Annotated in this window: 26 protein-coding genes; 13 read left to right on the forward strand and 13 right to left on the reverse strand. The window is 51.9% G+C overall.

Annotated features, from left to right (window positions below; genetic code table 11):
• Positions 1–62: 62 nt before the first annotated feature.
• From ACO0LK_RS06700 to purM, 5 genes are all read right to left on the reverse strand, one after another.
• Positions 63–941 carry a peptidase gene (locus tag ACO0LK_RS06700; protein WP_422973381.1) on the reverse strand — a complete coding sequence of 293 codons (879 nt, stop codon included), beginning with the start codon at positions 939–941 and terminating at the stop codon, positions 63–65.
• 182 nt (positions 942–1,123) lie between these two features.
• Positions 1,124–1,930: a transglutaminase family protein gene (locus tag ACO0LK_RS06705; RefSeq protein ID WP_422973383.1), complete on the reverse strand. Its 807-nt coding sequence runs from the start codon at positions 1,928–1,930 to the stop codon at positions 1,124–1,126.
• A 15-nt stretch (positions 1,931–1,945) separates the two neighbouring features.
• Complete coding sequence (locus ACO0LK_RS06710) at positions 1,946–2,896, reverse strand: alpha-E domain-containing protein (protein ID WP_422973385.1); 951 nt, start codon at positions 2,894–2,896, stop codon at positions 1,946–1,948.
• Positions 2,897–2,984: 88 nt separating this feature from the next.
• On the reverse strand, positions 2,985–4,436 hold the full coding sequence (locus tag ACO0LK_RS06715; RefSeq protein WP_422973387.1) for a circularly permuted type 2 ATP-grasp protein: 1,452 nt from the start codon (positions 4,434–4,436) through the stop codon (positions 2,985–2,987).
• A gap of 218 nt (positions 4,437–4,654) precedes the next feature.
• Entirely contained in the window at positions 4,655–5,698 is a 1,044-nt protein-coding gene (gene purM, locus ACO0LK_RS06720; RefSeq protein ID WP_186949160.1) for a phosphoribosylformylglycinamidine cyclo-ligase, read from the reverse strand.
• Positions 5,699–5,852: 154 nt separating this feature from the next.
• Here purM and ACO0LK_RS06725 point away from each other — a divergent pair, with 154 nt between their 5' ends.
• The 7 genes from ACO0LK_RS06725 (at position 5,853) to panB (ending at position 11,958) form a co-directional block, all read left to right on the forward strand.
• A complete protein-coding gene (locus tag ACO0LK_RS06725) occupies positions 5,853–6,938 on the forward strand; it encodes an AI-2E family transporter (protein ID WP_422973389.1) in 1,086 nt (361 codons plus the stop codon).
• Positions 6,935–7,630, forward strand: a complete 696-nt coding sequence (gene hda / locus ACO0LK_RS06730) for a DnaA regulatory inactivator Hda (RefSeq protein ID WP_422973391.1) — start codon at positions 6,935–6,937, stop codon at positions 7,628–7,630. Before ACO0LK_RS06725 ends, hda begins: the two co-directional genes overlap by 4 nt.
• Before the next feature lies 1 nt (position 7,631).
• Positions 7,632–8,321: an HAD family hydrolase gene (locus tag ACO0LK_RS06735; RefSeq protein WP_422973393.1), complete on the forward strand. Its 690-nt coding sequence runs from the start codon at positions 7,632–7,634 to the stop codon at positions 8,319–8,321.
• On the forward strand, positions 8,318–9,679 hold the full coding sequence (gene pcnB, locus ACO0LK_RS06740; protein ID WP_422973395.1) for a polynucleotide adenylyltransferase PcnB: 1,362 nt from the start codon (positions 8,318–8,320) through the stop codon (positions 9,677–9,679). The genes ACO0LK_RS06735 and pcnB overlap by 4 nt, the downstream gene beginning before the upstream one ends.
• 16 nt (positions 9,680–9,695) lie before the next feature.
• Positions 9,696–10,175 carry a 2-amino-4-hydroxy-6-hydroxymethyldihydropteridine diphosphokinase gene (gene folK / locus ACO0LK_RS06745; protein ID WP_422973600.1) on the forward strand — a complete coding sequence of 160 codons (480 nt, stop codon included), beginning with the start codon at positions 9,696–9,698 and terminating at the stop codon, positions 10,173–10,175.
• A 51-nt stretch (positions 10,176–10,226) separates the two neighbouring features.
• Positions 10,227–10,574, forward strand: coding sequence for a DMT family protein (locus ACO0LK_RS06750; protein WP_422973602.1), 348 nt, complete (start codon positions 10,227–10,229; stop codon positions 10,572–10,574).
• A gap of 571 nt (positions 10,575–11,145) precedes the next feature.
• Positions 11,146–11,958 (forward strand): 3-methyl-2-oxobutanoate hydroxymethyltransferase, encoded by an 813-nt coding sequence (gene panB, locus ACO0LK_RS06755; protein WP_422973397.1) that lies wholly within the window; start codon positions 11,146–11,148, stop codon positions 11,956–11,958.
• A gap of 205 nt (positions 11,959–12,163) precedes the next feature.
• Here panB and ACO0LK_RS06760 read toward each other — a convergent pair whose 3' ends face one another.
• On the reverse strand, positions 12,164–13,237 hold the full coding sequence (locus ACO0LK_RS06760; RefSeq protein WP_422973399.1) for an MBL fold metallo-hydrolase: 1,074 nt from the start codon (positions 13,235–13,237) through the stop codon (positions 12,164–12,166).
• Positions 13,238–13,434: 197 nt separating this feature from the next.
• Between ACO0LK_RS06760 and ACO0LK_RS06765 the strand changes: the two genes are divergently transcribed.
• The 5 genes from ACO0LK_RS06765 to kdpE all read left to right on the forward strand — a co-directional run bounded on the left by ACO0LK_RS06765 (position 13,435) and on the right by kdpE (position 18,395).
• Positions 13,435–14,058, forward strand: coding sequence for a TetR/AcrR family transcriptional regulator (locus tag ACO0LK_RS06765; protein WP_422973401.1), 624 nt, complete (start codon positions 13,435–13,437; stop codon positions 14,056–14,058).
• A 46-nt stretch (positions 14,059–14,104) separates the two neighbouring features.
• Positions 14,105–14,500: a hypothetical protein gene (locus ACO0LK_RS06770; protein ID WP_422973403.1), complete on the forward strand. Its 396-nt coding sequence runs from the start codon at positions 14,105–14,107 to the stop codon at positions 14,498–14,500.
• A 369-nt stretch (positions 14,501–14,869) separates the two neighbouring features.
• A complete protein-coding gene (locus ACO0LK_RS06775; protein ID WP_422973405.1) occupies positions 14,870–16,573 on the forward strand; it encodes a phospholipase D-like domain-containing protein in 1,704 nt (567 codons plus the stop codon).
• A 119-nt stretch (positions 16,574–16,692) separates the two neighbouring features.
• Positions 16,693–17,478: a DUF2278 family protein gene (locus tag ACO0LK_RS06780; protein ID WP_422973407.1), complete on the forward strand. Its 786-nt coding sequence runs from the start codon at positions 16,693–16,695 to the stop codon at positions 17,476–17,478.
• 224 nt (positions 17,479–17,702) lie between these two features.
• Positions 17,703–18,395 carry a two-component system response regulator KdpE gene (gene kdpE / locus ACO0LK_RS06785; RefSeq protein WP_422973409.1) on the forward strand — a complete coding sequence of 231 codons (693 nt, stop codon included), beginning with the start codon at positions 17,703–17,705 and terminating at the stop codon, positions 18,393–18,395.
• A gap of 110 nt (positions 18,396–18,505) precedes the next feature.
• Here kdpE and ACO0LK_RS06790 read toward each other — a convergent pair whose 3' ends face one another.
• On the reverse strand, positions 18,506–19,027 hold the full coding sequence (locus tag ACO0LK_RS06790) for a MarR family winged helix-turn-helix transcriptional regulator (protein ID WP_422973411.1): 522 nt from the start codon (positions 19,025–19,027) through the stop codon (positions 18,506–18,508).
• Between the two features lie 186 nt (positions 19,028–19,213).
• On the opposite strand from ACO0LK_RS06790, the gene ACO0LK_RS06795 reads away from it, so the two are divergent.
• Positions 19,214–20,095 carry an EamA family transporter gene (locus ACO0LK_RS06795; protein WP_422973413.1) on the forward strand — a complete coding sequence of 294 codons (882 nt, stop codon included), beginning with the start codon at positions 19,214–19,216 and terminating at the stop codon, positions 20,093–20,095.
• Positions 20,096–20,290: 195 nt separating this feature from the next.
• Here the strand turns inward: ACO0LK_RS06795 and ACO0LK_RS06800 are convergent, their stop codons facing one another.
• The 6 genes from ACO0LK_RS06800 to ACO0LK_RS06825 all read right to left on the reverse strand — a co-directional run bounded on the left by ACO0LK_RS06800 (position 20,291) and on the right by ACO0LK_RS06825 (position 24,854).
• Positions 20,291–21,001, reverse strand: a complete 711-nt coding sequence (locus ACO0LK_RS06800) for an SDR family NAD(P)-dependent oxidoreductase (protein ID WP_422973415.1) — start codon at positions 20,999–21,001, stop codon at positions 20,291–20,293.
• A gap of 5 nt (positions 21,002–21,006) precedes the next feature.
• Positions 21,007–21,246 (reverse strand): TIGR02450 family Trp-rich protein, encoded by a 240-nt coding sequence (locus ACO0LK_RS06805; protein WP_422973417.1) that lies wholly within the window; start codon positions 21,244–21,246, stop codon positions 21,007–21,009.
• Positions 21,247–21,283: 37 nt separating this feature from the next.
• Positions 21,284–22,831: a cryptochrome/photolyase family protein gene (locus tag ACO0LK_RS06810; protein WP_422973419.1), complete on the reverse strand. Its 1,548-nt coding sequence runs from the start codon at positions 22,829–22,831 to the stop codon at positions 21,284–21,286.
• A 36-nt stretch (positions 22,832–22,867) separates the two neighbouring features.
• On the reverse strand, positions 22,868–23,011 hold the full coding sequence (locus ACO0LK_RS06815) for a DUF2256 domain-containing protein (RefSeq protein WP_422973604.1): 144 nt from the start codon (positions 23,009–23,011) through the stop codon (positions 22,868–22,870).
• 255 nt (positions 23,012–23,266) lie between these two features.
• Positions 23,267–23,944, reverse strand: a complete 678-nt coding sequence (gene can / locus ACO0LK_RS06820; protein WP_422973421.1) for a carbonate dehydratase — start codon at positions 23,942–23,944, stop codon at positions 23,267–23,269.
• 202 nt (positions 23,945–24,146) lie between these two features.
• Entirely contained in the window at positions 24,147–24,854 is a 708-nt protein-coding gene (locus ACO0LK_RS06825) for a glutathione S-transferase N-terminal domain-containing protein (RefSeq protein WP_422973423.1), read from the reverse strand.
• Between the last annotated feature and the right edge of the window lie 48 nt (positions 24,855–24,902).

Consider the following 24,902-nt stretch of genomic DNA (forward strand, 5'->3'; position numbering starts at 1 on the left):
GGTACCATTTAACGGTACCTGGGCATGAGGTAATACAGACTTATTGAGTCAGAATTGTTGATTCAAGCCTGCTCATTGCTGTTGGGGTGTTGTGCCAGTGATTGCAGGGGTCCCGGCGGTTGCGGGTTTTCCAACAGCTGCACCGGCACTTCCACGCGCACAGGCTTGCTGTGCATATTGGTGGCAGACAGAACATTGTCATTGATTTCCGGACTGGCATTCCAGACCGGGTCATCGATACTTTCAAATACGCTTTTCAGTTGCTTGCCCCAGGTATTGCGTATCATCTGGAAATACTGGTTCTTTTCATCAATGGTGACGAAATGGGTGATGGCCAGTTTATTGTCTTCATACACCAGCAAATCCAGCGGTAAACCAACAGACACATTGGAACGTAGGGTCGAATCCATGGAAATCAGTGCGCATTTGGCGGCTTCATCCAGTGGCGTGGTAGGGGTAACCACACGGTCTATGATGGGCTTACCGTACTTTGCTTCGCCAATCTGGAAATAGGTATTTTCATTATGCGATTCAATGAAATTACCGGCAGAATAAATCTGGAACAGGCGGCAGCGCTCACCCTTGATCTGTCCACCGAAAATCAGGCTGACATTAAAATCGATACCGAATTCGGACAAAGCCTGGGCATCGCGATGATGCACCATACGTACCGCCTCACCGACGATGCGGGCGGCTTCATACATATTCGGGGCGGTCCAGATGGTATTACCTTTGCCATCTATATGTTCGGAAACAAGTTGTCGTATCGATTGCGAGATGGACAGATTACCAGCGCTCATCAGCACCATGGTGCGATCGCCTGGGTTTTCAAATACCGACATTTTACGGAAAGTGCCTACCTGATCCACACCCGCATTGGTACGAGAATCAGAAAGAAACACCAGGCCGGCGTCAAGCCGCATGCCAACACAGTAAGTCATAGAGCAAAGTCTTGGTGGAACGAAGTGGGGATTCTACCTTAATCTTGCCCCGGATAAAGCATCAGCATGCTGCAAAATGTGGCATACATGCCCGTCAATCCAGGGTAAATCAGGGGTAAATCAACAATAAATTAAATTTTTTATATTGTATGTTGCTATATTGCATTCATGTATTGCCACACTCAACGCTGCGTCACCTGTACGTTGACATGCATGGTTTCCTGCCCGCCACCGCGCCTGACACCGCGTACCGGAGCAGCTGAATCATAATCACGACCGATAGCCAAACGACAATACGTATCTGTCATCAAACAGGCATGGGTCACGTCCACGCTGACCCAGCCAGAATAATCTGCATCGTCTACCCAGGCATCAACCCAGGCATGACTCTCCGCATGATTAGTCGATTCGGGGTCAATATAGCCAGACACATAACGGGCCGGAATGCCACGCGCATGGCAACAGGCCAAAAACAGGTGGGCATGGTCCTGGCAAACCCCGCGGCCCAATTGCAAGGCATCGCTGGCGCTGGTAGTGACGATGGTTGCACCAGTCTGATACTCGACCGCACCGCGGATGTGCACCGCCAGATTGAGCAGTGCACCAGTTGTGGTCTTGCCCTGATCGGGCAAATGACTGCCGGCGAAGTCAAGAATCGAAGCCACCGGCTCGGTCAAACGGGTAGGCACAGTAAATACCAGTGGCGAAAAGGTGTCCTGATCAGTAATCCGGCCCTGATACGGCATGGCCAGTTCCACCACACCTTCGGCAATGATGGATACTTCATGATGCAGGCCAGTGATGGTCAGTGTATGTGAGGGATTGCCATACGCATCTATATAGGCATGGCGTTGCCCGGCCGTCCTGATCTGCCATGACATCGCATGCTGGTTTTGCTCGGCACGCGGTGTCAGGCGCAGTTGCTGTATGGTATAGGTCAGTGGTGCAGAATAACGGTATATGGTCTCGTGACGAATGATAAGTTGCATGATTTTCCAGGTGATCTAAGCTGCCAGCGGAACCAGGAAGTCACGGCTGACACGATTACCCAGCTCAAAAATATTTTCCAGGAATGTGGTCAGGGTATCATGCAGACCGGCATCCAGTATTTCTTCTATGCGGGCAAATTTCAGTTCTGCATGCAGTTTGCCAGCAAAACGTTCTGTATCAGCAGACACATCATTACGTACCTCGCGCAGATTGGCGACCACTTCATCCATGCAGGCCAGCAGCGAACGCGGCATATCACCACGCAATATCAATAATTCGGCCACCCGTTCAGGAGTGATCACATCGCGATATACCTTGCGATAAATTTCAAAGCCCGATACCGAACGCAGCAGCGCTGCCCAGTAGTAAAATTCTCTTTGAAGGCTATCATTGCCACGCTGGCTTTCTTTCGCACCATGGAATTTCACGTCCAGTATGCGCGCCGTATTATCAGCACGTTCAATGAAAGTGCCAAGACGGATGAAATGCACGGCCTCATCTTTCAGCATGGTACCCAGGGTAACGCCACGTGACAGATGGGAGCGGTATTTGACCCATTCAAAAAACTGGCTGGGGTCATTTTCCAGCACATGGTCAGACAATCTTTCCTGCATGTCCAGCCAGGTGGCATTCTGGGTTTCCCATACTTCCGTGGTCAGCGTACCGCGCACGGCACGGGCATTTTCACGTGCTTCTTTCAGGCAGGAGGCAATCGATGACGGGTTCATGGGATCTTTCACCATGAAATCGAGTACATCTTTTTTGGTCAGTATTCCATATTGATGGTCAAAGGCAGACTGCAATTCAGAGATGCCGAGCATGGCACGCCAGCCCTGTTCGGCATCTTCTGCCGACTGCGGCAACATGGAAGTCTGGATATTCACATCCAGCATGCGTGCGGTATTTTCAGCGCGTTCGGTATAACGCGCCATCCAGAACAAGTGATCAGCAGTGCGGCTTAACATGGTATTTTCCCTCAATCTTCAAAACCTGTTGCAACATTCAATGGCAGCCCGGCATTCGTGCACCAGGATGAGAAGGTGCATGAGGCGATTAATTTTCCAGTATCCAGGTATCCTTGGTACCGCCCCCCTGTGAAGAATTCACAACCAGTGAACCTTCTTGCAGGGCGACGCGGGTCAGACCACCCGGCACCATGGAGATATGCTTGCCCGACAAGACAAAAGGACGCAAATCAATATGTCGCGGGGCGATGCCGTTTTCCACAAAGGTCGGGCAGGATGACAATGCCAGCGTAGGCTGAGCGATATATCCGTCCGGCTTGGCCAGCAGGCGTTGACGGAAATCTTCTATCTGCTGCTTGCTGGACGCAGGCCCGACCAGCATGCCGTAACCGCCGGCGCCATGTACTTCCTTGACCACCAGTTCGGACAGGTTGGCCAGGGTGTAGGACAGGTCTTCCGGTTTGCGACATTGGTAGGTAGGCACGTTATTCAATATCGCGTCTTCAGACAGGTAAAACTTGATCATGTCCGGTACAAAAGGATAGATGGATTTGTCATCTGCCACACCGGTGCCGATGGCATTCGCCAGCGTGACCCGGCCAGCGCGATAGACCGACAGCAAGCCAGGTACACCGAGTGAAGAATCCGGGCGGAAGGCCAGCGGATCAAGAAAATCATCATCAATGCGGCGATAAATCACGTCTACCCGCTTAGGGCCCCGTGTGGTACGCATGAAGACGGCATTGTCATTGACAAACAGATCCTGCCCTTCCACCAGTTCCACGCCCATTTGCTGCGCCAGGAAAGCATGTTCAAAATAGGCAGAGTTATACATGCCGGGAGTCATGACCACTACCGTAGGATCATCCCCCCCCATAGGTGCAACCGAGCGCAAATTGTCCAGCAACATATCGGGATAGTGATCGACCGGGGCAATCTTGTTGCGGGTAAACAGCTCGGGGAAGAGGCGCATCATCATCTTGCGATCTTCCAGCATATACGACACGCCGGAAGGTACACGCAGATTATCTTCCAGCACATAAAACTCGCCTTCACCGGCGCGCACGATATCCACACCGGCAATATGGGCATAAATATCGGAAGCCACCGAAATACCCTGCATTTCTGGCCGGTATTGGGCATTTTTGTAGATTTGTCCGGCAGGGATAATGCCTGCCTTGATGATTTTCTGGTCATGATAAATATCATGAATGAACATGTTCAGTGCCTGTACCCGCTGCACCAGGCCTTTTTGCAATTGCGCCCATTCATTCGCAGGAATGATCCTGGGGATGATATCGAAGGGAATCAGGCGCTCAGTACCAGCATCGTCGCCATAGACGGCAAAGGTGATACCAACGCGACGGAAGCTGAGGTCGGCTTCGGCGCGCTTGCGCTGTAGCCTGTCGGCAGACTGCTGTGCCAGCCAGTTGCAAAATTCGCGATAGTGCTCGCGGGTGTGACTGTTGTTGCCGGGGTTACCGAGCGTGCCAAGCGTGCCTGCATAGTCGGCCGCCATTTCATTGAAAAATTTTGCCATGTTCAAGTCTCGCAGTTACAGTACTACAACAGCATATCAAGAAACGTGCCAGTTCTTGTGCTGATTTGCAGCGAGCGAATTTTTCTCAGGCGGATGTTGTTTGGCGAGCAAAACATGCTTGCGGGATGCAAGATGTAGGAGTATGCAGGAATATTTGGGAGAAACGCACAAGCTGGCTGGCAGCTTGCGCGGGTACGATACGGTTTGAAAAGCTATACTTACACTACGATAGTCTGATGCTCATCACCTGCACGTGCACGGATTTCACCAATACGGTACACGGTTTCACCGGCTGCGGCCAACTGGGCCAAGGCAGCGTCTGCCAGTTCAGCAGCAACAATCACCACCATGCCGATACCGCAGTTGAATACGCGGTGCATTTCTGCATCAGCGACGCCGCCGTGCTGTTGCAGCCAGGTGAACAGCGGTGGCAATGTCCATGCGTCTTTGTGCAGGACCGCAGTCAGTTTGTCACCCAGTACACGTGGAACGTTTTCGACCAGGCCACCACCGGTGATGTGGGCCATGCCTTTGACTTCCAGGGACTCCATCAGGGCCAGCAGTGGTTTAACGTAGATGCGGGTAGGTGCCATCAGGGCATCGCCCAGGCTGCGGCCATGGAAATCAGCACTCAGGTCTGGCTTGGCGACTTCGATGATCTTGCGCACCAGCGAGAAACCGTTGGAATGGATGCCGGAAGAAGCCAGACCCAAAATCACGTCACCTGGCTGGATTTTGCTGCCATCAATGATTTTCGACTTCTCTACGGCACCTACCGCAAAACCGGCCAGGTCATATTCGCCATCAGGATACATGGACGGCATTTCGGCGGTTTCTCCACCGATCAGAGCACAACCCGCCTGTTCGCAACCAAAGGCCACGCCCTTGATAACGTCGGTGGCGGTTGCCACGTCCAGCTTGCCGCAGGCAAAATAGTCGAGGAAGAACAGTGGTTCCGCACCCTGTACCAGAATGTCATTGACACTCATGGCCACCAGGTCGATACCAACGGTGTCATGCTTGTTGAGGTGGAAAGCCAGTTTCAGCTTGGTGCCCACGCCATCAGTGCCGGAAACCAGGACAGGTTCCTTGTATTTTTTGCTGACTTCAAACATGGCGCCAAAACCGCCTATGCCAGCCATGACACCTTCGCGCATTGTTCGTTTGGCAAAAGGTTTGATGGCGTCAACCAAGGCGTCGCCAGCGACCATATCGACACCAGCGTCGGCGTAAGAGAGAGAAACAGGGGTAGAAGTGCTCATGATATTCGGCAATAGGGGCAGGAGGCGGTAAAATAGAGAAATTGCCAGAAAAGTCCGGCAAAACCGCTATTTTAACAAATTGACCGCGAAAACTCTGTTTTTTGGGACCATGCAGCAAATTTGATAACATTTTGACTACTAACCAGCCATAAAAATGCCATTTTCTTTTACGTCGGAGCAAAAACAATCCATGCTGTGGCTGGCCCTGGCATTTGGCCTGCTGTTACTGCTGTCACTGCTGGGTCCGGTGCTGATGCCCTTCATCGTCGCCAGTATCCTGTCCTATGTGCTGACCCCCTGGGTGGACAAGCTGTGCGCCCTGCGCATACGCAAATTCAACCTGCCGCGTTCAGTGGCGGCCACACTGATCATCGTAGTCCTGATTGCGGCAATACTGGCTATGGTCCTGATCATGGTACCTATCCTGCAAAAGGAAGTACCGCAATTCCAGGATCAGATTCCACGTTTCTTCGACAAGCTGGATCAGATGCTGGCTCCCATGTTGTCTGAATTTGGCATCAAGGTACGTCTCGACAGCAATGGCATCAAGGCTTTACTGACGGAACAGATGGCCAGCAGCGGTGATGTCATCGGTAAAGCCGTCCTGAATTCGATACGTGTTGGTGGCACTGCTCTGCTCGGTATGGTCGCCAATTTATTGCTGATCCCCATCGTACTGTTTTATCTGCTGATGGACTGGCATGTACTGATCAAGCGCCTGAGTCATTTCATACCGCGCCGCTTTGTCAAACAAACTGCCAGTGCAGTCGCCGAAGTCGATGAATTGCTGGCGCAATACCTGCGCGGGCAAATTCTGGTGATGATCGTGCTGGCCGTGTATTACTCGGTCGCACTCAGCATCGCCCGTTTTGACCTGGCGCTGCCGGTCGGCATCATTACCGGCTTTCTGGTGTTCATCCCTTACCTGGGTTACGGACTGGGGCTGGTACTGGCGCTGATCGGTGCTATCCTGCAATTTGATGGCTTTAGCGGTCTGGTTTCTGTCGCCATTATTTATGGCATAGGCCAAATGCTGGAATCGTTTTATCTGACACCACGCCTGGTGGGTGAGCGCATAGGCTTGCATCCCCTGACCGTGATTTTTGCCTTGATGGCATTCGGGCAACTGTTTGGTTTTATCGGCATCCTGATTGCCCTGCCTGCTTCAGCCATCGTCTCGGTTGCCGTCAAGCACTTGCGTGTGTCTTACATGAATAGCTCTTTTTATCGTCAGACATGAGGCAATTATTACTGGATCTGGACGCGCAGAAATTGCCGTCCCTTGCCACCTTTGTGGTCGGGCAAAATGCTGAACTGGCACAGTTGCTGGGCCTGTTTGCCCAGCGCATTACCAGTCAGTATGGTGAACGCTCGGTCTATATCTGGGGCGAAGCCGGTGCCGGCAAGACCCATTTGCTGCATGCACTGGCTGATGATGCCTCGGCCCGCTATATCCCGGCTGATGCACCGGAAAGTGCCTTTGACTTCACCGAAGGCGTCAGCCTGTATCTGCTGGACGACTGTGACCAGTTGCCACCGCTGAACCAGATCGCAGCCTTCAATCTGTTCAATGAAGCCCGTGCCCATGGCGGTTTTTTGGTCGGTGCCGGCAATCACCCGCCCATGATTTTGAATGTACGTGACGACTTGCGCACCCGTTTTGGCTGGGGTCTGATCTATCAGGTGCATGGTCTGACCGACGAAGACAAGATCGATGCCCTTGAACGTGCCGCCCACGCCCGTGGGATACAACTGTCGGCGGGCGTGTTACCCTATCTGATTACCCACTATCGGCGCGATATGAGTTATTTATCCGATATGCTTGATCAGCTGGACCATTATTCACTGGAAACCAAACGTCCTATTACCCTGCCGCTGCTGCGCGAACTGATGTTGCAGCAACAACCGGGCCCAGACTCTACAAATGACTAGCATGCGCAATATCGCCTTATTTGATCTTGATCACACCCTGATCCCCATCGATTCTGATTTTGAATGGGGACAGTTCCTGTGCCGCACCGGTGCCGTCGATGCCGATGCATTCGCTCGCCGCAATGCCGATTTTTTTGCCCAGTACCAGGCTGGCACGCTCGACCCGGTGGAATACCTGGAATTTGCCCTGGGTACGCTGGCACAATTCCCGCGCAACAAGCTCGATGACTTACATGGCCAATTCATGCAGGAAGTCATACAGCCTGTCTTGTTGCCAGCAGCCCATGATTTGATCAAAAAGCACCAGGATCAGGATGACCTGATCGCCATCATCACCGCCACCAACCGTTTCGTGACTGCACCAATAGCAAAAGCCCTTGGCGTGCAACATTTGATGGCAGCCGAACCGGAACTCGACGCTGCCGGCAATATCACCGGCAAACTGCTGGGTGTGCCCAGTTCGGGTGCTGGCAAGATCGTGCATTTGCAGGACTGGCTGGCAAAGCAGGAAGTGACACCGCTAAGGCAGCTCAGCGACTTTAACCATAGTTATTTTTACAGCGATTCGCAAAACGATATTCCGCTACTGGAACGCGTCAGCCACCCTGTCGCCACCAACCCCAATGAAAAACTGCGCGCCTATGCACAGACCAAGGGTTGGCCTCAACTTCACCTGTTTGACAAGCAATGATCAAGAAATTTATTCGCAAAATACTCGGCGTTAAAAACAAGAGCGATGTCGCCAGCGCCAACAGCAAGCCGACTGTGCTGGGTCCCAAAGACCACGGCATAGACCCGCAACTGGTGTCTGCGAATGCCATACGCATCACCCAGACCCTGCAAGAGAATGGCTTTAAAGCCTTTGTCGTCGGTGGTGCGGTACGTGATTTGCTGACCGGCGTCAAACCCAAGGACTTTGATATTGCCACCAATGCCACGCCGGAACAGGTGAAACGTCTGTTTCGCCGTGCCTTCATCATAGGCCGTCGCTTCCAGATCGTGCATGTGATGTTTGGCCAGGATCTGCTGGAAGTCACCACCTTCCGTGGCGCTGCCACCGATGGTGCACCCAAGGATGAACATGGACGCGTACTACGCGACAATACCTTTGGTGAACAGCACGAGGATGCGGCGCGCCGCGACTTTACCGTCAACGCCATGTATTACGATCCGGCCACACAAACCGTGCTCGACTATCACGGCGGCATGAAGGACGTGAAAAAGAAAACCCTGCGTATCATCGGTGTGCCGGAAGCGCGCTATCGAGAAGACCCCGTGCGCATGCTGCGCGTCGTGCGTTTTGCCGCAAAACTGCAATTCAACATTGATGCTGCAACACGTGCGCCGATCCCGGTAATGGCCCCCCTTATCAACAATGTGCCGGCAGCGCGCGTGTTTGATGAAATGCTGAAATTGCTGACCAGCGGCCATGCCATGGCCTGCCTGCAACAACTGCGCAAAGAAGGCCTGCATCACGGCCTGATGCCCTTGCTGGATGTCGTACTGGAACAGCCCCTGGGTGAAAAATTTGTGACACTGGCGCTGGCCAATACCGACCTGCGCGTGCAGCAGGGCAAACCGGTGTCGCCCGGCTTTTTGTTTGCGTCCCTGCTGTGGCATCAGGTGGTGGAAAAATGGGATGCCTACAAGGCTGCCGGTGAATTTCCCATTCCTGCGCTGCATCTGGCGGCGGATGATGTCCTCAATACCCAGACCGATGCCCTGGCAATACAGCGCAAGATAGGCTCCGACATGCGCGATATCTGGGCCATGCAGCCGCGCTTTGAAAAACGGGTCGGCAAGACGCCTTATAAAATGCTGGAACATCCACGCCTGCGTGCCGGTTACGATTTCCTGTTATTGCGTTGTGCATCGGGTGAAATTGATGCCGACCTGGGCGAATGGTGGACCGACTTTATTGATGGCGAAGCCGAAGAACGCGAGCGCCTGATCAATAGCAAACCCAAGGCCACCGCAGCCGAAGCCGGTGTCAAAAAACGCCGTCCACGCCGCCGGGCACCACGTAAAGCGGCTGCTGCTGCAGAATGAGCATTGCAGAATGAGCATGCAAGTTTTTATCGGCATAGGTGCCAATCTGGGTGATGCCAAAGCCACCGTAGGCAAGGCCATCGCAGCCCTGGCGCACCTGCCGGATACCACCCTGGTGGCACAGTCTGCCCTATTCGGTAGTGCACCTGTCGATTCATCCGGCGACGATTATGTCAATGCCGTAGCCGAACTGAACACCGGCCTGAGCGCCACTGCCCTGCTGCAACACCTGCAAGCCATAGAACTGGCCCACGGACGCGAGCGCCCCTACCACAATGCGCCGCGCACGCTGGATCTGGACTTGCTGTTGTATGGCGCAGAAAAAATCCAGACCGCCGAATTGCAGGTCCCGCATCCACGCATGACAGAGCGGGCTTTTGTGCTGCTGCCGCTATTACAACTGGCCGCCGGTATCCACATCCCCGGCAAAGGCCATGCACAAGATTTTGTGGCCGCCGTCGCCAGTCAGCGCATCTACGAATTCCCCCCCAACTGAACACGCCGCCAACATGTCATCAACATGCGGCATAGCCCAACGCGAGGTACCATGCAAATCCCCATCATCGTCCAGACCACAGGCCTGCTGATACTCTCCAACGTCTTCATGACCGTAGCCTGGTATGGCCACCTGAAAAACTTTTCCAGCAAAGCCTGGTGGATAGCCGCCCTCGCCAGCTGGGGCATCGCCCTGTTCGAATACCTGCTGCAAGTGCCCGCCAACAGAATCGGCTACACTACCTACAGCCTGGCACAACTAAAGATATTACAGGAAGCCCTGACCCTGATCGTCTTCGTCCCCTTCGCCATGTTTTACATGGGACAGCCATTCAAACTGGATTATGTTTGGGCGGGTTTGTGTCTGGTAGGCGCCGTGTATTTTATTTTTAGAAGCTGAATGAACACAGATTTATCGAAGCGAGAAAAACAGTAAATAAGCAGTGTTTTGAATTTGATTTTGCAGTTGTTTCTGGTTTTGACGTCGCTGTTGATCTTAATCCGCTTGGGACGTAGCAATTTGTGCATCACAGAAAATGGATCAGAAAGCTTCGTGTTTGAGCGAAGCGAGTTTCGAAGCTTTCCCATTTTTTGTGATGCACAAATTGTGCTGAAGCGCAGCGCAAGCACCCGAAGGGCAAGTCTGCGGTCGCCTTTCTTTGATTCCTTTCTTGGCGAAGCAAAGAAAGGAATTCGGCCGCCGGGCCGAGACCCGGCCTGGTCAATCAACAGCAATAGAATTTGCCTAAAAAGACACTATAAAAATAACTGAAGCTTGCAAACAAATCGGAATTAAAAATATGTAGGACTTAAGCAAAATTGTTCCAGAATGTAAGTACGATTAGGACATGTGTACTGACGAACGAATCGGAATTAAGAATAAAGAAAAATAACAATTAGAAGATGTAGGTGGAGACAAACATCGCTGTCAAACAAAAACCAAACGACAGCATCACCTCTGGAGAAAAAGAATGGCTGAATATTTGCAAGACCGTAAAGCAGTAAGCATTCCCGGCTTAATCAGCATGCGTGAAAAAGGTGAAAAAATCACCATGCTCACCTGCTACGACGCCAGTTTCGCATCCCTGATGGACCGCTGCGGTGTAGAAGTTTTACTCATCGGTGATTCCCTCGGCATGGTATGCCAGGGGCACGACTCCACCCTGCCGGTGACACTACAGGATATCGCCTACCACACCGCCGCCGTCGCCCGTGGCAATCAAAAAGCCCTGGTGGTGGCCGACATGCCCTTTGGCAGCTACGCCACGCCGGAAGTTGCCTTCAACAGCGCCGTGCAACTGGTACAGGCGGGGGCGCAAATGGTCAAACTCGAAGGTGGTACCTGGTTGCTGCCGACCATCAAGTTTTTGACCGAGCGCTCCATACCCGTCTGCGCACATCTGGGCCTGACACCACAATCCGTCCATCAATTGGGTGGCTACAAGGTACAGGGCAAGACCGATGCATCAGCCAACTTGCTCAAATCAGAAGCGCTGGCAGTACAAGCCGCAGGTGCCACCATGATCGTACTGGAAGCAATTCCCGCCAGCCTGGGCAAGGAAGTGACAGAGTCACTGCATATCCCCACCATAGGCATAGGTGCAGGTGTCGATTGCGCTGGCCAGGTATTGGTCATGCATGATTTGCTGGGCGTGTTCCCTGGCCGCAAAGCCCGTTTCGTGAAAAATTTCATGGAGGGCCAGACCAGCATTGATGCAGCCGTGCTGGCGTATGTGGCAGCAGTCAAGGACCAGTCTTTCCCAGCGCTGGAACACAGTTTCTAAGAACCTGTTTACGATCTGTGGCGAGCGAGCGTCAGCGGGGTGAAGAGCAGCGCAAAAAGCGGAATGTACTCTAGTACATGAGCATTTTGAGCAGCACATGAGCCCTGATCACGCTCGCGCAGTAAGATCGAAAACAGGTTCTAAAACAAAAACAGCCCGCAAAGCATGTGCCTGCGGGCTGTTTTCATTCGACGTTTGGTCAGTGCTAATCCGCCAGCACTGATTGCAAAGACACTGGGCGGCTGGCCTGGGTGTTCGGGAACAACCACCAGCGCCTGCCGGTTTGCGGTTCGGCGATATCGACTTCTTCGCCCATTTGCGGCGTGCTGATTCGCACACCATGTTGCTGTGCCAGGGCAACAATGCGCTCAAACGGCTCAAACCAGCTGTGCATGGACAAATCAAACGTGCCGTTATGGATAGGCAGCATGGTTTTGCCGCGCAAATCCAGATGTGCCTGCAAAGACTCTTCCGGTTGCATGTGGATGTCTGGCCACATTTTGTTATAGGCACCGGTTTCCATCAGGGTCAGGTCAAACGGACCATACTTGTCGCCTATCTCTTTAAAACCCTTGAAGTAGCCGGTGTCGCCGCTAAAAAAGATTTTCAGGTCAGGTGCCATGATGGTCCAGGATGCCCACAGGGTCTGGTCACGGTCATGCAAGCCACGGCCAGAAAAATGCTGGGCTGGCGTCGCCACAAACTGGATATCGCCAACCTGGGTGCTTTGCCACCAGGCCAGTTGCTGGATTTTTTCACGGGCTATACCCCATTTGACCAGACGCTCACCGACGCCTGTTGGTGTCAGGAAATGTTCGGTCTTCTTGGCCAGTTGCAAAATGGCGGAATAATCGAGATGGTCATAATGGTCGTGCGACAGAATCACACCCTTGATCGGTGGCAGATCAGCAATGCTGATGGGCGGCTGATGAAAACGCTTGGGGCCCATCCACTGAAAAGGCGAAGCACGTTCAGAAAACACCGGATCGGTCAGCCAGAATTCGCCCTGCAATTTCAGCAACAAGGTCGAATGCCCAAGGCGGTACAGACTATTGTCTGGTGCCGCCAGCAATTGCGCTGTCGTCAAATCAAATACAGGAATGCTGCCGCTGGGAACCGTATCTTTGGGTTTATCGAAAAAGAATTTCCAGGCTATGCGCAAATTCTGCAAAAAACCTGGCTCACGTACTGGTGCCTGATTCACAAAGGTTTTGCCTTCTTCCTGCGGTATGGTGTTGCGTAAGCCCTCTGCGGGGCTGGAGTAAGAAACATAAGCCATGTTGATCAACGCTCCTGTCAGTATGGTGTGCCCTTGCAGGCACGAAATTCATTCAATTCGCCGAATCCGCTCAAGCTGGTTCTGATGCCTGGTGAATTATTACACTACACAGTGTAGTTTTTAAATCAGAGAAAGTAAACTACTTAGTGTAAAATTCTTTTGTGAATATAATTAGCTAAGATTAATATAATAACAATATGTCCAATCCCATCCGCCAGACTGACCGCAAGCGCGAAGCCATATTGCAGGCTGCCATTCAAGAATTTCGCCTGCACGGCTTTGAATCCACCAGCATGGACAAGATTGCTGCCACCGCTATCGTCTCCAAACGGACTGTGTATAACCATTTCCCCAGTAAAGACGATTTATTCGCCGCAATATTGTTGAAATTGTGGAAAAATGCTGTTTCTCAGGATGATTTTCATTATCAGCGCGAAAAAAGCCTGCGCGAACAGCTCGAAACTTTCCTTGGTAACAAGATGCTCCTGATGTGTGATACCAATTTCATTGACCTCGCCCGTGTCGCCATCGCCGCCACCATCCACACTCCGGACCGCGCCAGAGATATGGTGGAACGCATGAACAAGCGGGAAGAAGGCATCGTCGCCTGGATCAGGGCAGCACAGGCAGATGGCAAACTCAAGGCGGGCGATGCCATCCTCATGGGTGACATGTTGCAGGGCCAGCTCAAATCGATGGCCTTCTGGCCCCAGGTAGCTATCAGCCAGCCCGTGTTGGATGTGGCACAGCAGAAGCAGTTGATCGAGTTGACGGCGGGATTGTTTTTGGGGTATTACGAACTTGTGCCTGACGCAGCTTAAGCAAAGCTGCCATCAATGTAACCGTAACATTCGTAAAATATCAAAAATGAAAAAACTTCACTTGATCGCTACGTTTTTCTTCGTTTACTTATTTATTTTCTTTTTAGCAAATACCTTCATAGGTTCCCGACCGCCTATGCCGTTTCTGCCATACGGCGCGATAATGCTGATGGTAATAGGTATCGCTGTCATTTCAGCGATTTCAGCGCACACCGTCAAAACAAGGCAAGCTGCATTTCTTCGCGTGTTCACGTTTTGCTGCGTGCTGTTCGCATTATATTTACTGGTACAGATATATATGTACCTCAGCCTCGGCGACAATATTTACTGGATACGTACCGCAGTCAATCTTCCGCTCGTTTTTATATGTTGGTATTCTGTTGTGAACCTGCCCAAGCTGCGGCAGATTTTATTGAACAAGCCAAATTTGCTGGACAATTGAATATCCCGATGCAAGCTAAGGGCCAACGCTGAATCAGGCATGCCTGATCATAAGCTCATGGCGACGCCGTGGCTGTTGTCCAGCGTAAAAGAAAACAACGCTTCACAACTGCGCCTTCCCTTCCTGCTGAGGACAGTCTTCTTACCATCATTACGGCGATGCATTCTCCTCCCCCGCATCACATCGCCATGTCACACCCCTGTCATCAAAATCTCGCATGATGATTAAATAGTCATGCAATTAAAATAATAATTAGCTTGCAATAAATACTATCTGCATTAGGATGGTAAGGATTATTTTATTGACATGTATTGTGCCGGTAAATGATGCAAGCCAGGCGACAAAACCCCACCACTTGAAAGGATGGACATGGAACAGTATCAAGTCATTGCGAGTAATGACAAAGCGCTTTTCAGCCTGAAACTGCATCGTGGCGACGGCATGCTGTTACTGGGCATGAACTGGAAAACCGGTAAACCGCCTGTCGATTTTGTCGGCTTTGCGATTGAATACAAGGAACCGGGTGGCCAGCAATATTTTGCCATCAAGAACCGCCTGTCATTTACTGAAAAAGACGGCAACTTCAATCCGGAAAGCCTGTCCACCCGTCTGTCACCGATACAGAAATTTCGCTGGATCCATTTCCCCCGCAATGCCGATATGAAAGGTAGTTTCATCTACCGTGTCACGCCAGTATTCATGAGTCCGGCCGATGTATTAAGCTATGGCGAAGCGCAAGAAGCCAGCATCGTGCTACAGAGGGAAACTTACGATGGACAGTTGAATGTGGCCTATACACGTGGCTTCGTATCTTCCCAGGCTTTTGTTGACCGTTACACCGCCGCCGCAATACCGACACTGCTGCCAGCCCAGGCAGATGATGGCTTAACATTCAAACCCACCAACCCCAAAGCAGAAGAAGCACTGGCCTGGATGGGCTTTGAAGCCCGCAGTGCGATACTGGAAGTGCTGGACAAGGCGATTGCAGATACCAGTGCCAAGGTCAGTGTGGCGGCGTACGACCTCAACGAACCTGGTGTGCTTGAAAGACTGGAAAAACTCGGGAACCGTCTGCGCGTCATCATCGACGACAGCGGCAGCCATGGAGACGAACATTCAGCAGAATCACAAGCCACCACGCGTCTGATCGCAAGCGCCGGTGCCGGCAACGTGATGCGCCAGCATATGCGCGGACTGCAGCACAATAAAACCATCGTCGCCAGGGGAAATCAAATCAACAGTGTGGTCTGTGGCTCGACCAATTTTAGCTGGCGTGGTTTCTTTGTCCAGGCCAATAATGCCATCATCCTGCATGGCGACGGTCCTGTGAAATTATTCCAGACGGCATTCGACCATTATTGGGAAAACAAACCTGCCAGCTTTGCCAGTGGCTCATCGGCAGGCTGGCAAAGCCTGGGGCTGGACAAGATAGATGCCCAGGTGACGTTTTCCCCGCATGGCAGCAAGAATGCTGCGCTGGATGACGTAACCAAAGACATCGCCCTGACTGAATCGTCACTACTGTTTTCACTGGCATTCCTGTACCAGACACCTGGGTCGATACAGGACATGATCAAAACAGTGGCAACCGACCCAGCCAAGTTTGTCTATGGTATCTCGGACAAGGAAGTGACAGGTCTGTCGCTGACCACCCCGAATGGCAAATCAACGGAAGTCTATCCATCTGCACTGGGCAAGACTGCACCACCACCTTTCCATGAAGAACCGACCGGTGGCGGTGGTACCCGCATGCACCACAAATTTGTGGTGATCGACTTCGACAAGCCGACTGCACGCGTGTACATGGGTTCCTATAATTTTTCACAATCAGCGGACCACAACAATGGTGAAAACCTGCTGCTGATCCGCGACCGGCGCGTTGCCGTGTCATATACCGTCGAAGCCTTGCGCATGTTTGATCACTACCAGTTCAGGATCAAGGAGAAAAATTCCAAAGATGCCAATAGCCCCCTGGTACTGACCAAACCACCGCAAAAAGCGGGGGAACACGCATGGTGGGAAAGCAGTTACCGCGATCCACTCAAGATACGTGACCGCGTGCTGTTTTCCTGATACGAAGATACGGGGCAGAATACCTCTGCACCACTACAAAGCCTGACGTAGCGACGTTGGCAGCATTTGCCGCATTTGCCACATTTGCTGCCAAAGGCAATAACATTGAGGAGATGAATATGGCATTAAGCACTTACGGCATATTGAAAGGCACCGTTGTCGGCCACCTGCGCGACGCTGACGATGATCACTACCAGATTCTGGTACGTTGCGGCACTACCTTGCACAGGATTGCATCCAACGTCAAATCATCAGCACCGAAATCGCCGTCCACTGTCCTGTTTCTTTCGGCAACATCGCTGCCTGAAGCTTATACCAAAAGTTTGCAGGCACTGGCTCCGGGTTATAAAAAACTGCCATCCAAACCCGCCGGTCTGGCGCTGGATTATGTACGTAGCGGCATCTTCAAAACTGGCAACATGAAACCCCTGCCGCCTGATGCACCTGGTGCCGACAATGACCTCAAAGACTTGCTGGAAACAGCCGTCATCAAAGCCATGCAACAAAGCGGCGCTGTCATCTATGCACTGGGCGCGAAATGGGGGCCGGAACAGGGCAAGGCTGACAAGTATTTCAAATTCAGCCCCGGCAATGGCATCCATGACATACACATGAACCAGGGTAACGATGGCTCCTACAAGAAAGACAATGGTGTCTATCAGGATGGTGCCCTGATCATCGAATATCCGGGCAATAAATGGCGCGCCTTTTTCTTTGCTTTCCAGTCCCAGACTTTTGATACTGACGATGCGGGCAATCCCAGGACATCCACCGCTACACCGGCAGCCAAACCGAAAAAAGCGACCGTAAGCGCGCAAGCGGCTGCATCAAAGAAAAGTGCAAAAAAACCAGTCAAACCAGCGACGAAAAAGACCAGTACAAAACGCAAAACCAAACCCGCGTAGTAGCCGTAGTAGCAAACAGCAGCACTTTTCGGTCTTCAAGGTTTGCTGTTTTCAGTTCCCCCTGAAAGCAGCAAACAGCAGCAAACCCTGTTCCTGTCACATCGCCCGGCAAATTCGGGATCATCACACCCAGGCCTGCCATCCTTGAGCAAGCCAATCAATGCTATATTTGCGGCAACTGCTTATTTAGTGCATGCCAGCATCTTCCAAAAAAATGATCCGTTATGAGTGACACCAAAATCCATATCGTGCTGATCGAAGATGACAGGCAGATCCGGCGTTTCCTGAACACCGTACTGGAAGCGGAAGACATGAGCGTCTTTGAAGCGGAAAATGGCAAACAGGGCCTGATTGCCTGCGCCACCCGCAAGCCGGATTTGCTCATCGTTGATCTGGGCTTGCCAGACATGAGCGGGCTGGATGTCATTCGCGATGTGCGCAGTTGGACTGAAATCCCCATCATCGTCCTGTCAGCACGTACCCAGGAACAGGAAAAAGTCGCAGCCCTGAATGCCGGTGCCGACGATTACCTGAGCAAACCCTTTGGTGCGGCTGAACTGATCGCCCGCATCCATGCCCATTTGCGCCGTCGCCAGCCACAGACAACGCAAGCCGATGCAGTATTTAATTTTGGGGATGTCAGCCTGAATTTAGCTCTGCGCACAGTCAGCCGCGCTGGGCAATCCGTGCATCTGAGCCCGATAGAATACCGGCTGCTGTCGGTACTGGCACGTAACGCCGGTAAGGTCATGACCCATCAGCAATTGCTGAAAGAAGTATGGGGGCCAAATCAGTCAGAGAACAGCCATTACCTGAGAATCTATATGGCAAACCTGCGGCAAAAACTGGAACAGGAACCAGCCCAGCCACGCCATTTTTTAACCGAAACCGGTGTCGGTTATCGCTTGCTCGCTTAGAACTACCGACAAATACACTTTGCTAGCCAGGAAATGCTTTTGTTTCGCAATGACCTGCACAGCCGTCCATTTGGAAAATAAGGGTTTGTCGGACTGTATGGGATTCATTTTTACCTATTCTGTATATCTTCCGGTTTTTCAAGCACAGCCAGCATCGCCCTCAATCCCTCATTCAAACGCTTCAGCTCGCCCGCATTCAGGCCGGACATGATACGTCTTTCATTCTCCACATGGGCGACCACGGCGCGGTCTATGAGTTCTTTGCCGCTTGCACTTAACTGCACCAGCATGCTGCGGGCATCTTCGCTGTTTTGCAGGCGCAGTATCCAGCCATTGGCTTCCAGCTTTTGCAGGCGATGAGTCATGGTGCCGGATGTCACCATGAGCCTGGAAAAAAGATCAGTCGGTGTCATGCAGTAGGTCGCGCTGGAACGCCTGAGGGTTGCCAGCACATCAAATTCCCAGGCTGTCATGCCAAAGGTGCTGAAGGTGGCTTCGAGCTCGCGTTGCAGCAGATCACTGCAACGCCTGAGGCGACCTATGTTTTCCATGGGGCTGCAATCAACATCCGGCCTGGCATTGCGCCATTGCTCCATGATCTGATCGACAGCATCCATTGACTTTTCCACCATCTTGATAACTCCCTGTTGTTCACCGACTGCAAGAGCTTGCCATTATAGGCGCTACCCCTGGCTGGTCGGGCATTTGCCTGCCGTTGAAGCCTGTAAAGACCGTGAAAAACCACATGGAAAATCCGGCATTTATCTTGATTTCAAGATTTATGCTAAGATTATTTATCTTGAACTCAAGACATAATCATGAAAACCATACCTCCATTCTCCCGCTTCAATTTTTGGTTAGACACCCTGCTGACCGCATTGGCCCCTGCAATCTGGGGCTCGACCTATATCGTCACAACGCAGTTTTTACCTCCTGACCGGCCTTTTACTGCCGCATTGCTGCGCTGCCTGCCTAGCGGGGTCTTGCTGGTGCTGTTTTGCAAGCGCCTGCCTTTGTCACGAGAATGGGGGCGTTTGCTGATACTGGCTGCCTTGAACATCGGTTTCTTCCAGGCCTTGCTATTCATTGCCGCTTACCGCCTGCCTGGCGGCATGGCGGCCGTCATTGGTTCTATCCAGCCCTTGCTGATCATGGCAATGGCGTGGTTACTGGATCAACGCAGGCCTGCTGCCATCGCAATCACAGCCAGTGCCTGCGCGGTGCTGGGTATGGCAGCCTTGCTGCTGTCGACCAGTGCGGTCATGGATACGTGGGGCCTGGCTGCCGCTGCTGCGGGAGCCATCTGCATGGCTGGCGGCACCTACCTGTCACGGCGCTGGCAAAGCAGCCTGCCGGTCCTGGCTTTTACGGGCTGGCAGTTATTGTTGGGCGGGTTAATCCTGCTACCTTTCAGCCTCATGGCTGATGCGCCACTACCGGCGCTTAATCTGACGCAGATACTCGGTTATGCCTATTTGTCCATAGTGGGTGCCTTGCTGGCGTACAGCTTGTGGTTCCGTGGCATAGCACGTTTGTCGCCTGTCTCGGTTTCTTCACTTGGCTTGTTAAGTCCGATTACCGCTGTCATTCTGGGCTGGGCCGTACTGGATCAAAGCATGCGGGGAATGTCACTGGTGGGCTTATTGATCGTTCTTGCCAGCGTGATTGTGGTTCAAAAAAGTATGAGAAGCCAGGCCTGACACCGTCATCATTACCATCTTCACTAAGGAATAAAAATGCATGCATACATACGAGAAATTATGGGATACCGCGCCTCTGCCAATAACTAGGAACCTGCCCGCAAGCTCGGCAATGCCAGGATCAGTGAGTTAGTGCATCTCCAGATACAGAGAGTCTTGCCTTGATGTGAGCGCCTATCCGCCATAAGCCAAACATCACCAAGGCAAAGCTTCTCCGGCATAGGTATAAAATTCTCCCGATTGTGCTGGCTGTATGCTATTGATCACAGCCAGCATTTCGCTGGCTGCCTGCGATACCGGACGGCCTATACTCGCACCTCGAAAGGGTTGTGACAATGCGGTATTCACCGTGCCGGGATGCATGGCAAATAAAACCGCATTCGGCTGGTTACGTTTGAGTTCTATAGCTGCAGTCTTGACCAGCATGTTCAATGCTGCTTTGGAAGCGCGATAACTATACCAGCCGCCCAGGCGGTTATCTTCTATGCTGCCGACCTTGGCGGACAACATGGCCATGACCCCACGTTGCCGGTCGAGCAGCGGCGTGAAGTAACGCAAGAGCATGGCTGGGCCAAAGGTATTGACCAGGAAGGTCGCCTGCATTTGCACATACTGCAAATCGGCCAGCTTTTTCTCTGGCATGAAATCGCCAGTGTGCAACAAGCCCGTAGCATTGATGATGAGATGAAAAGGGCCACGCTCTCTCATCACGGTAGCAGCTTCGGCGATGCCGTCTTCGTCGGCAAAATCCAGTGCAGGCTGGCTTTGGCGATGCAGGCATTCAACCATGGCGCAATTATTTTGCTCGCGCAATAATTCGACAAATGCTGCGCCTATACCGCCAGATGCGCCAATAACGAGCGCCTTAAAATCCTGTGGAAAAGAACTCAGTATGGTGTCATGCATTACCATTACACCCACCCTTGCTTCCACAATGTCGTGTCAGTCAGCTCGCGCCAGGCGATCTTGCGTTTGGCCTTGGTGTAGACAGCTTCAAGTTCGACAAATTCAACTTGCGCATTGTTTACCGGCTGGCCTTCTTGCGGCTCTGGCAAATACAATTTACTCACCAGAAAATGCTTTTGTTTGGCGACGACCTGCACTGCGGTCCATTTGGATAACATGAGCTTGTTAGCTTGTATTGGATTCATTGTATAGCTTTCAAATGCACGGACAACCTATATTCGCTTACAAATCATCCAGACTGGCGCGTATCTGGGTTGCCCTGTCACGCAAAGCCAGCACGGCATCTTTATCCATTTTTCTGAGTTGCGGATACACCATGCCTATGCGTGGGTTACTGGATAACTTGTCTTCGTTGCGCGCAAAAAAATCCCAGTACAGGGCATTATAGGGACAGGCATTGTCGCCAGTGCGTTGCTTTTTATCGTAGTGGCAGCCCTTGCAATAATCACTCATCTTGTCGATATAGGCTGCGGCGGATACATAGGGCTTGGTTGCCAGCATGCCGCCATCGGCGAACTGGCTCATGCCCAGGGTGTTGGGTAATTCTACCCATTCGAATGCATCAATATAAATGCCCAGGTACCAGCGATGAACTTGCTGTGGCTGCAAGCCGGCCAGCAAGGAAAAATTACCGATGACCATCAGGCGTTGTATGTGATGGGCATGCGCATGTTCCAGCGACTGACTGATGGCGCTGGAGAGGCAGCGCATTTTTGTTTTGCCGGTCCAGAACCATGCTGGCAATTCTGTTTCATGCGCAAAAAAATTATGCTCGTCATAGCCTGGCATTTGCGCCCAGTAAATACCGCGCACATATTCGCGCCAACCCAGTATCTGGCGTATATAGCCTTCCACCGCAGGCAATGCGGCATGACCAGCCCACAGCGCCGCTTCAACCTTGCTGACCACTTCTTGTGGATGCAGCATTTTCACATTAAGGGCGAAAGAAATCAGTGAATGGAACAGGCGCCATGACTTGCTGCTCATCGCATCCTGGAATTCGCCAAAATGTGGCAGGGCATGTTGGATAAAGGCGTCGAGTTGCACCAGTGCTTCAGCACGGTTCAGCGGCCAGGCAAAGTTTTCTGCGTTTGCCTCACCAAAACTGTTGGCGCCGGCACGCTGTATGGTTTTCCACAAAACGGAATGATCATGCCGTGGCCGGAAATCTGACGGTTCCCAGGGGATGCCGGGCCAGGCTTTGCGGTTGTCGTGATCATAATTCCATTGCCCGCCAACTGGTTTATTGGCCTCTTCCAGCAAGACTTGATGCTTGACACGCATATGGCGATAGAAGTGCTCCATCAGCCATTTCTTGCGCCCTTCAAACAGGATGGCGGCTTCATCGCGACGGGTAAAAAAATGTTCACTGCTGCACATGCGGCAGTTGATCTTGCTGGCATCGCTGTAGGCTGCCAATTGCGCATCCAGCCTGAATTCGTCAGGTTCCTGATATTCAAACTGGCTGGACTGATAGTGTGTTAGCAACCAGTCGAGATTGGCGGGCAAGGATTGCGTATTGTCTGCATCATCTATCGCCATATAGTGCAAGCGATGGCCAGCGGCCTGCAATTGCGCCGCCATATCTCGCATGGCGGCAAAGATGGCGATAATTTTTTGCGCATGATGGAGTACGTAGTCAGTCTCCTGGCGGATTTCCATCATGACATAGACCACATCGTCCGATACCTGGCTGAACCAGCTATGTGCAGGATTGAGCTGATCACCCAGGATCAGTCGCAAAGTGGTGGCGGGTGCAACAGATTGCATGGTGTAATCCGAATTAATCCAAATTGATGGTGGCTGTCACCCCTGGGACTTGCTATTGTTGCGGCAACGCTGGGAACAGTACTTCACCTCATCCCAAACTTTTTCCCATTTTTTGCGCCAGTTAAAAGGCAGACCGCAAGTCTGGCAAAGTTTGCTGGGTAAATCCGCTTTTTTTCGCATTTTCACTTGAACAACTCCAGCAACTCCAGACATGGATTACAGAATCACCAAAATTTCATTTCAAAGAACAGATGACCGCAGCATGCATTCATTTGTTATTGCGACTATTTAGCTGATGTGAATTTAAAATTCATAGGACTTACGCAAAACCGCCCCAGCTGCGTTGCAGCTCCTTGCCGTACTATTCGTACTGTATTCGTCGCTACGCCTTGCTGGAACAATTTTGCGTAAGTCCTAATTCACTTGCCTGGTCGCTTATTTCACGACTTCATCGTAACGCGCCAGGCTGGCTTCCAGATGCGGGGCCAGTTCGTCGGCAGAACTGACGGTCATGCCCAGCTCACTGAGCAAACCATCACGCAAGCCATACACCCAGCCATGCACGGTCACTGGCTGGCCGCGATCCCATGCATCTTGCACGATGGTGGTCTGGCACAGGTTGACCACCTGTTCGATGACATTCAATTCGCACAGGCGTTCACTTCTTTGCTGCAAAGACAGTGCTTCGCCCAGGTATTTTTCATGCTTCTGATGTACATCCTGCACATGACGCAGCCAGTTGTCGGCCAGACCGACACGACGCCTGGTCATGGCGGCATGCACACCTGAACAGCCATAATGGCCGCAGATAATGATGTGTTTGACACCAAGTACATCAATCGCAAATTGCAGTACCGACAGGCAATTCAGATCGGAATGCACGACCACATTGGCGATATTGCGATGGACAAATAATTCGCCCGGCAACAGCCCCAATAATTCATTCGCTGGAACACGGCTGTCAGAGCAGCCTATCCACAAGTATTCAGGGCTTTGCTGTGCTGCCAGTGTTTTGAAAAAGTCAGCATCTTTTGCCGTGATGGCAGCCGCCCACTTGCGGTTGTTTTCAAATAATTGCTCTGGAGTCAATCCGATATTGCTTGTTGCGCTCATACTCTGGCCCATTTATTCTAGACAGGCGAGATTCTACCTTATTGGCGAATGACTGCATGGCGCGGGCTTGATATATCCCGCATGCGGAATCAGTCACACGATAAAAATACAATCTGTGCACCAGTTCTGCTTGCGGAATACTTGCGCCCAATACAAGTAATTTCCAACTTACCTGGCAAATATTGGATTTGAGACTACAACATCAACGCCCCGGTATCAACAAACCCCTTTGCACTGCGGGACGACCGACGAACTCGGCCAGTGCGCGCTGCACATGCGGGTAATCATTGATGCCCACCAGATCAGCCGCTTCATAAAAGCCAACCAGATTACGCACCCAGGGGAAAGTGGCGATATCGGCAATGGTATAGGTATCGCCCATGAACCACTGGCGATCTGCAAGACGCTGGTTCAGCACACCCAGCAGGCGTTTGGATTCTGCCACGTAGCGGTCACGCGGGCGTTTGTCTTCATAGGCCTTGCCGGCAAATTTATGGAAGAAACCAAGTTGACCGAACATGGGCCCTATGCCGCCCATCTGAAACATCAGCCACTGTATGGTTTCATAACGCTCTGCCGCATCAACAGGTATGCACAAGCCGGTTTTATCAGCCAGGTACAGCAGGATGGCGCCGGATTCAAACAGGGCCAGTGGCTTGCCACCCGGACCTTGCGGATCAATAATCGCAGGGATTTTATTATTCGGGTTCAGTGACAGAAATTCTGGTGACATCTGGTCATTCGTCTCAAAACTGACCAGATGTGGTTCATACGGCAGACCGGTTTCTTCCAGCATGATGGATACCTTGACACCATTTGGTGTAGGCAGCGAATACAGTTGCAGACGCTCAGGATGTTGTGCAGGCCATTTTTTTTTGATAGGAAAATTGCTTAATACAGAGCTGGACATGGTGTTTCCTTCCTGGTTGATCTGATAGCGGCCTTTCGGCGTAGAAAC

The organism is Undibacterium sp. Ji49W, assembly GCF_049340205.1.
Taxonomy (GTDB): Bacteria; Pseudomonadota; Gammaproteobacteria; order Burkholderiales; family Burkholderiaceae_D; genus Undibacterium.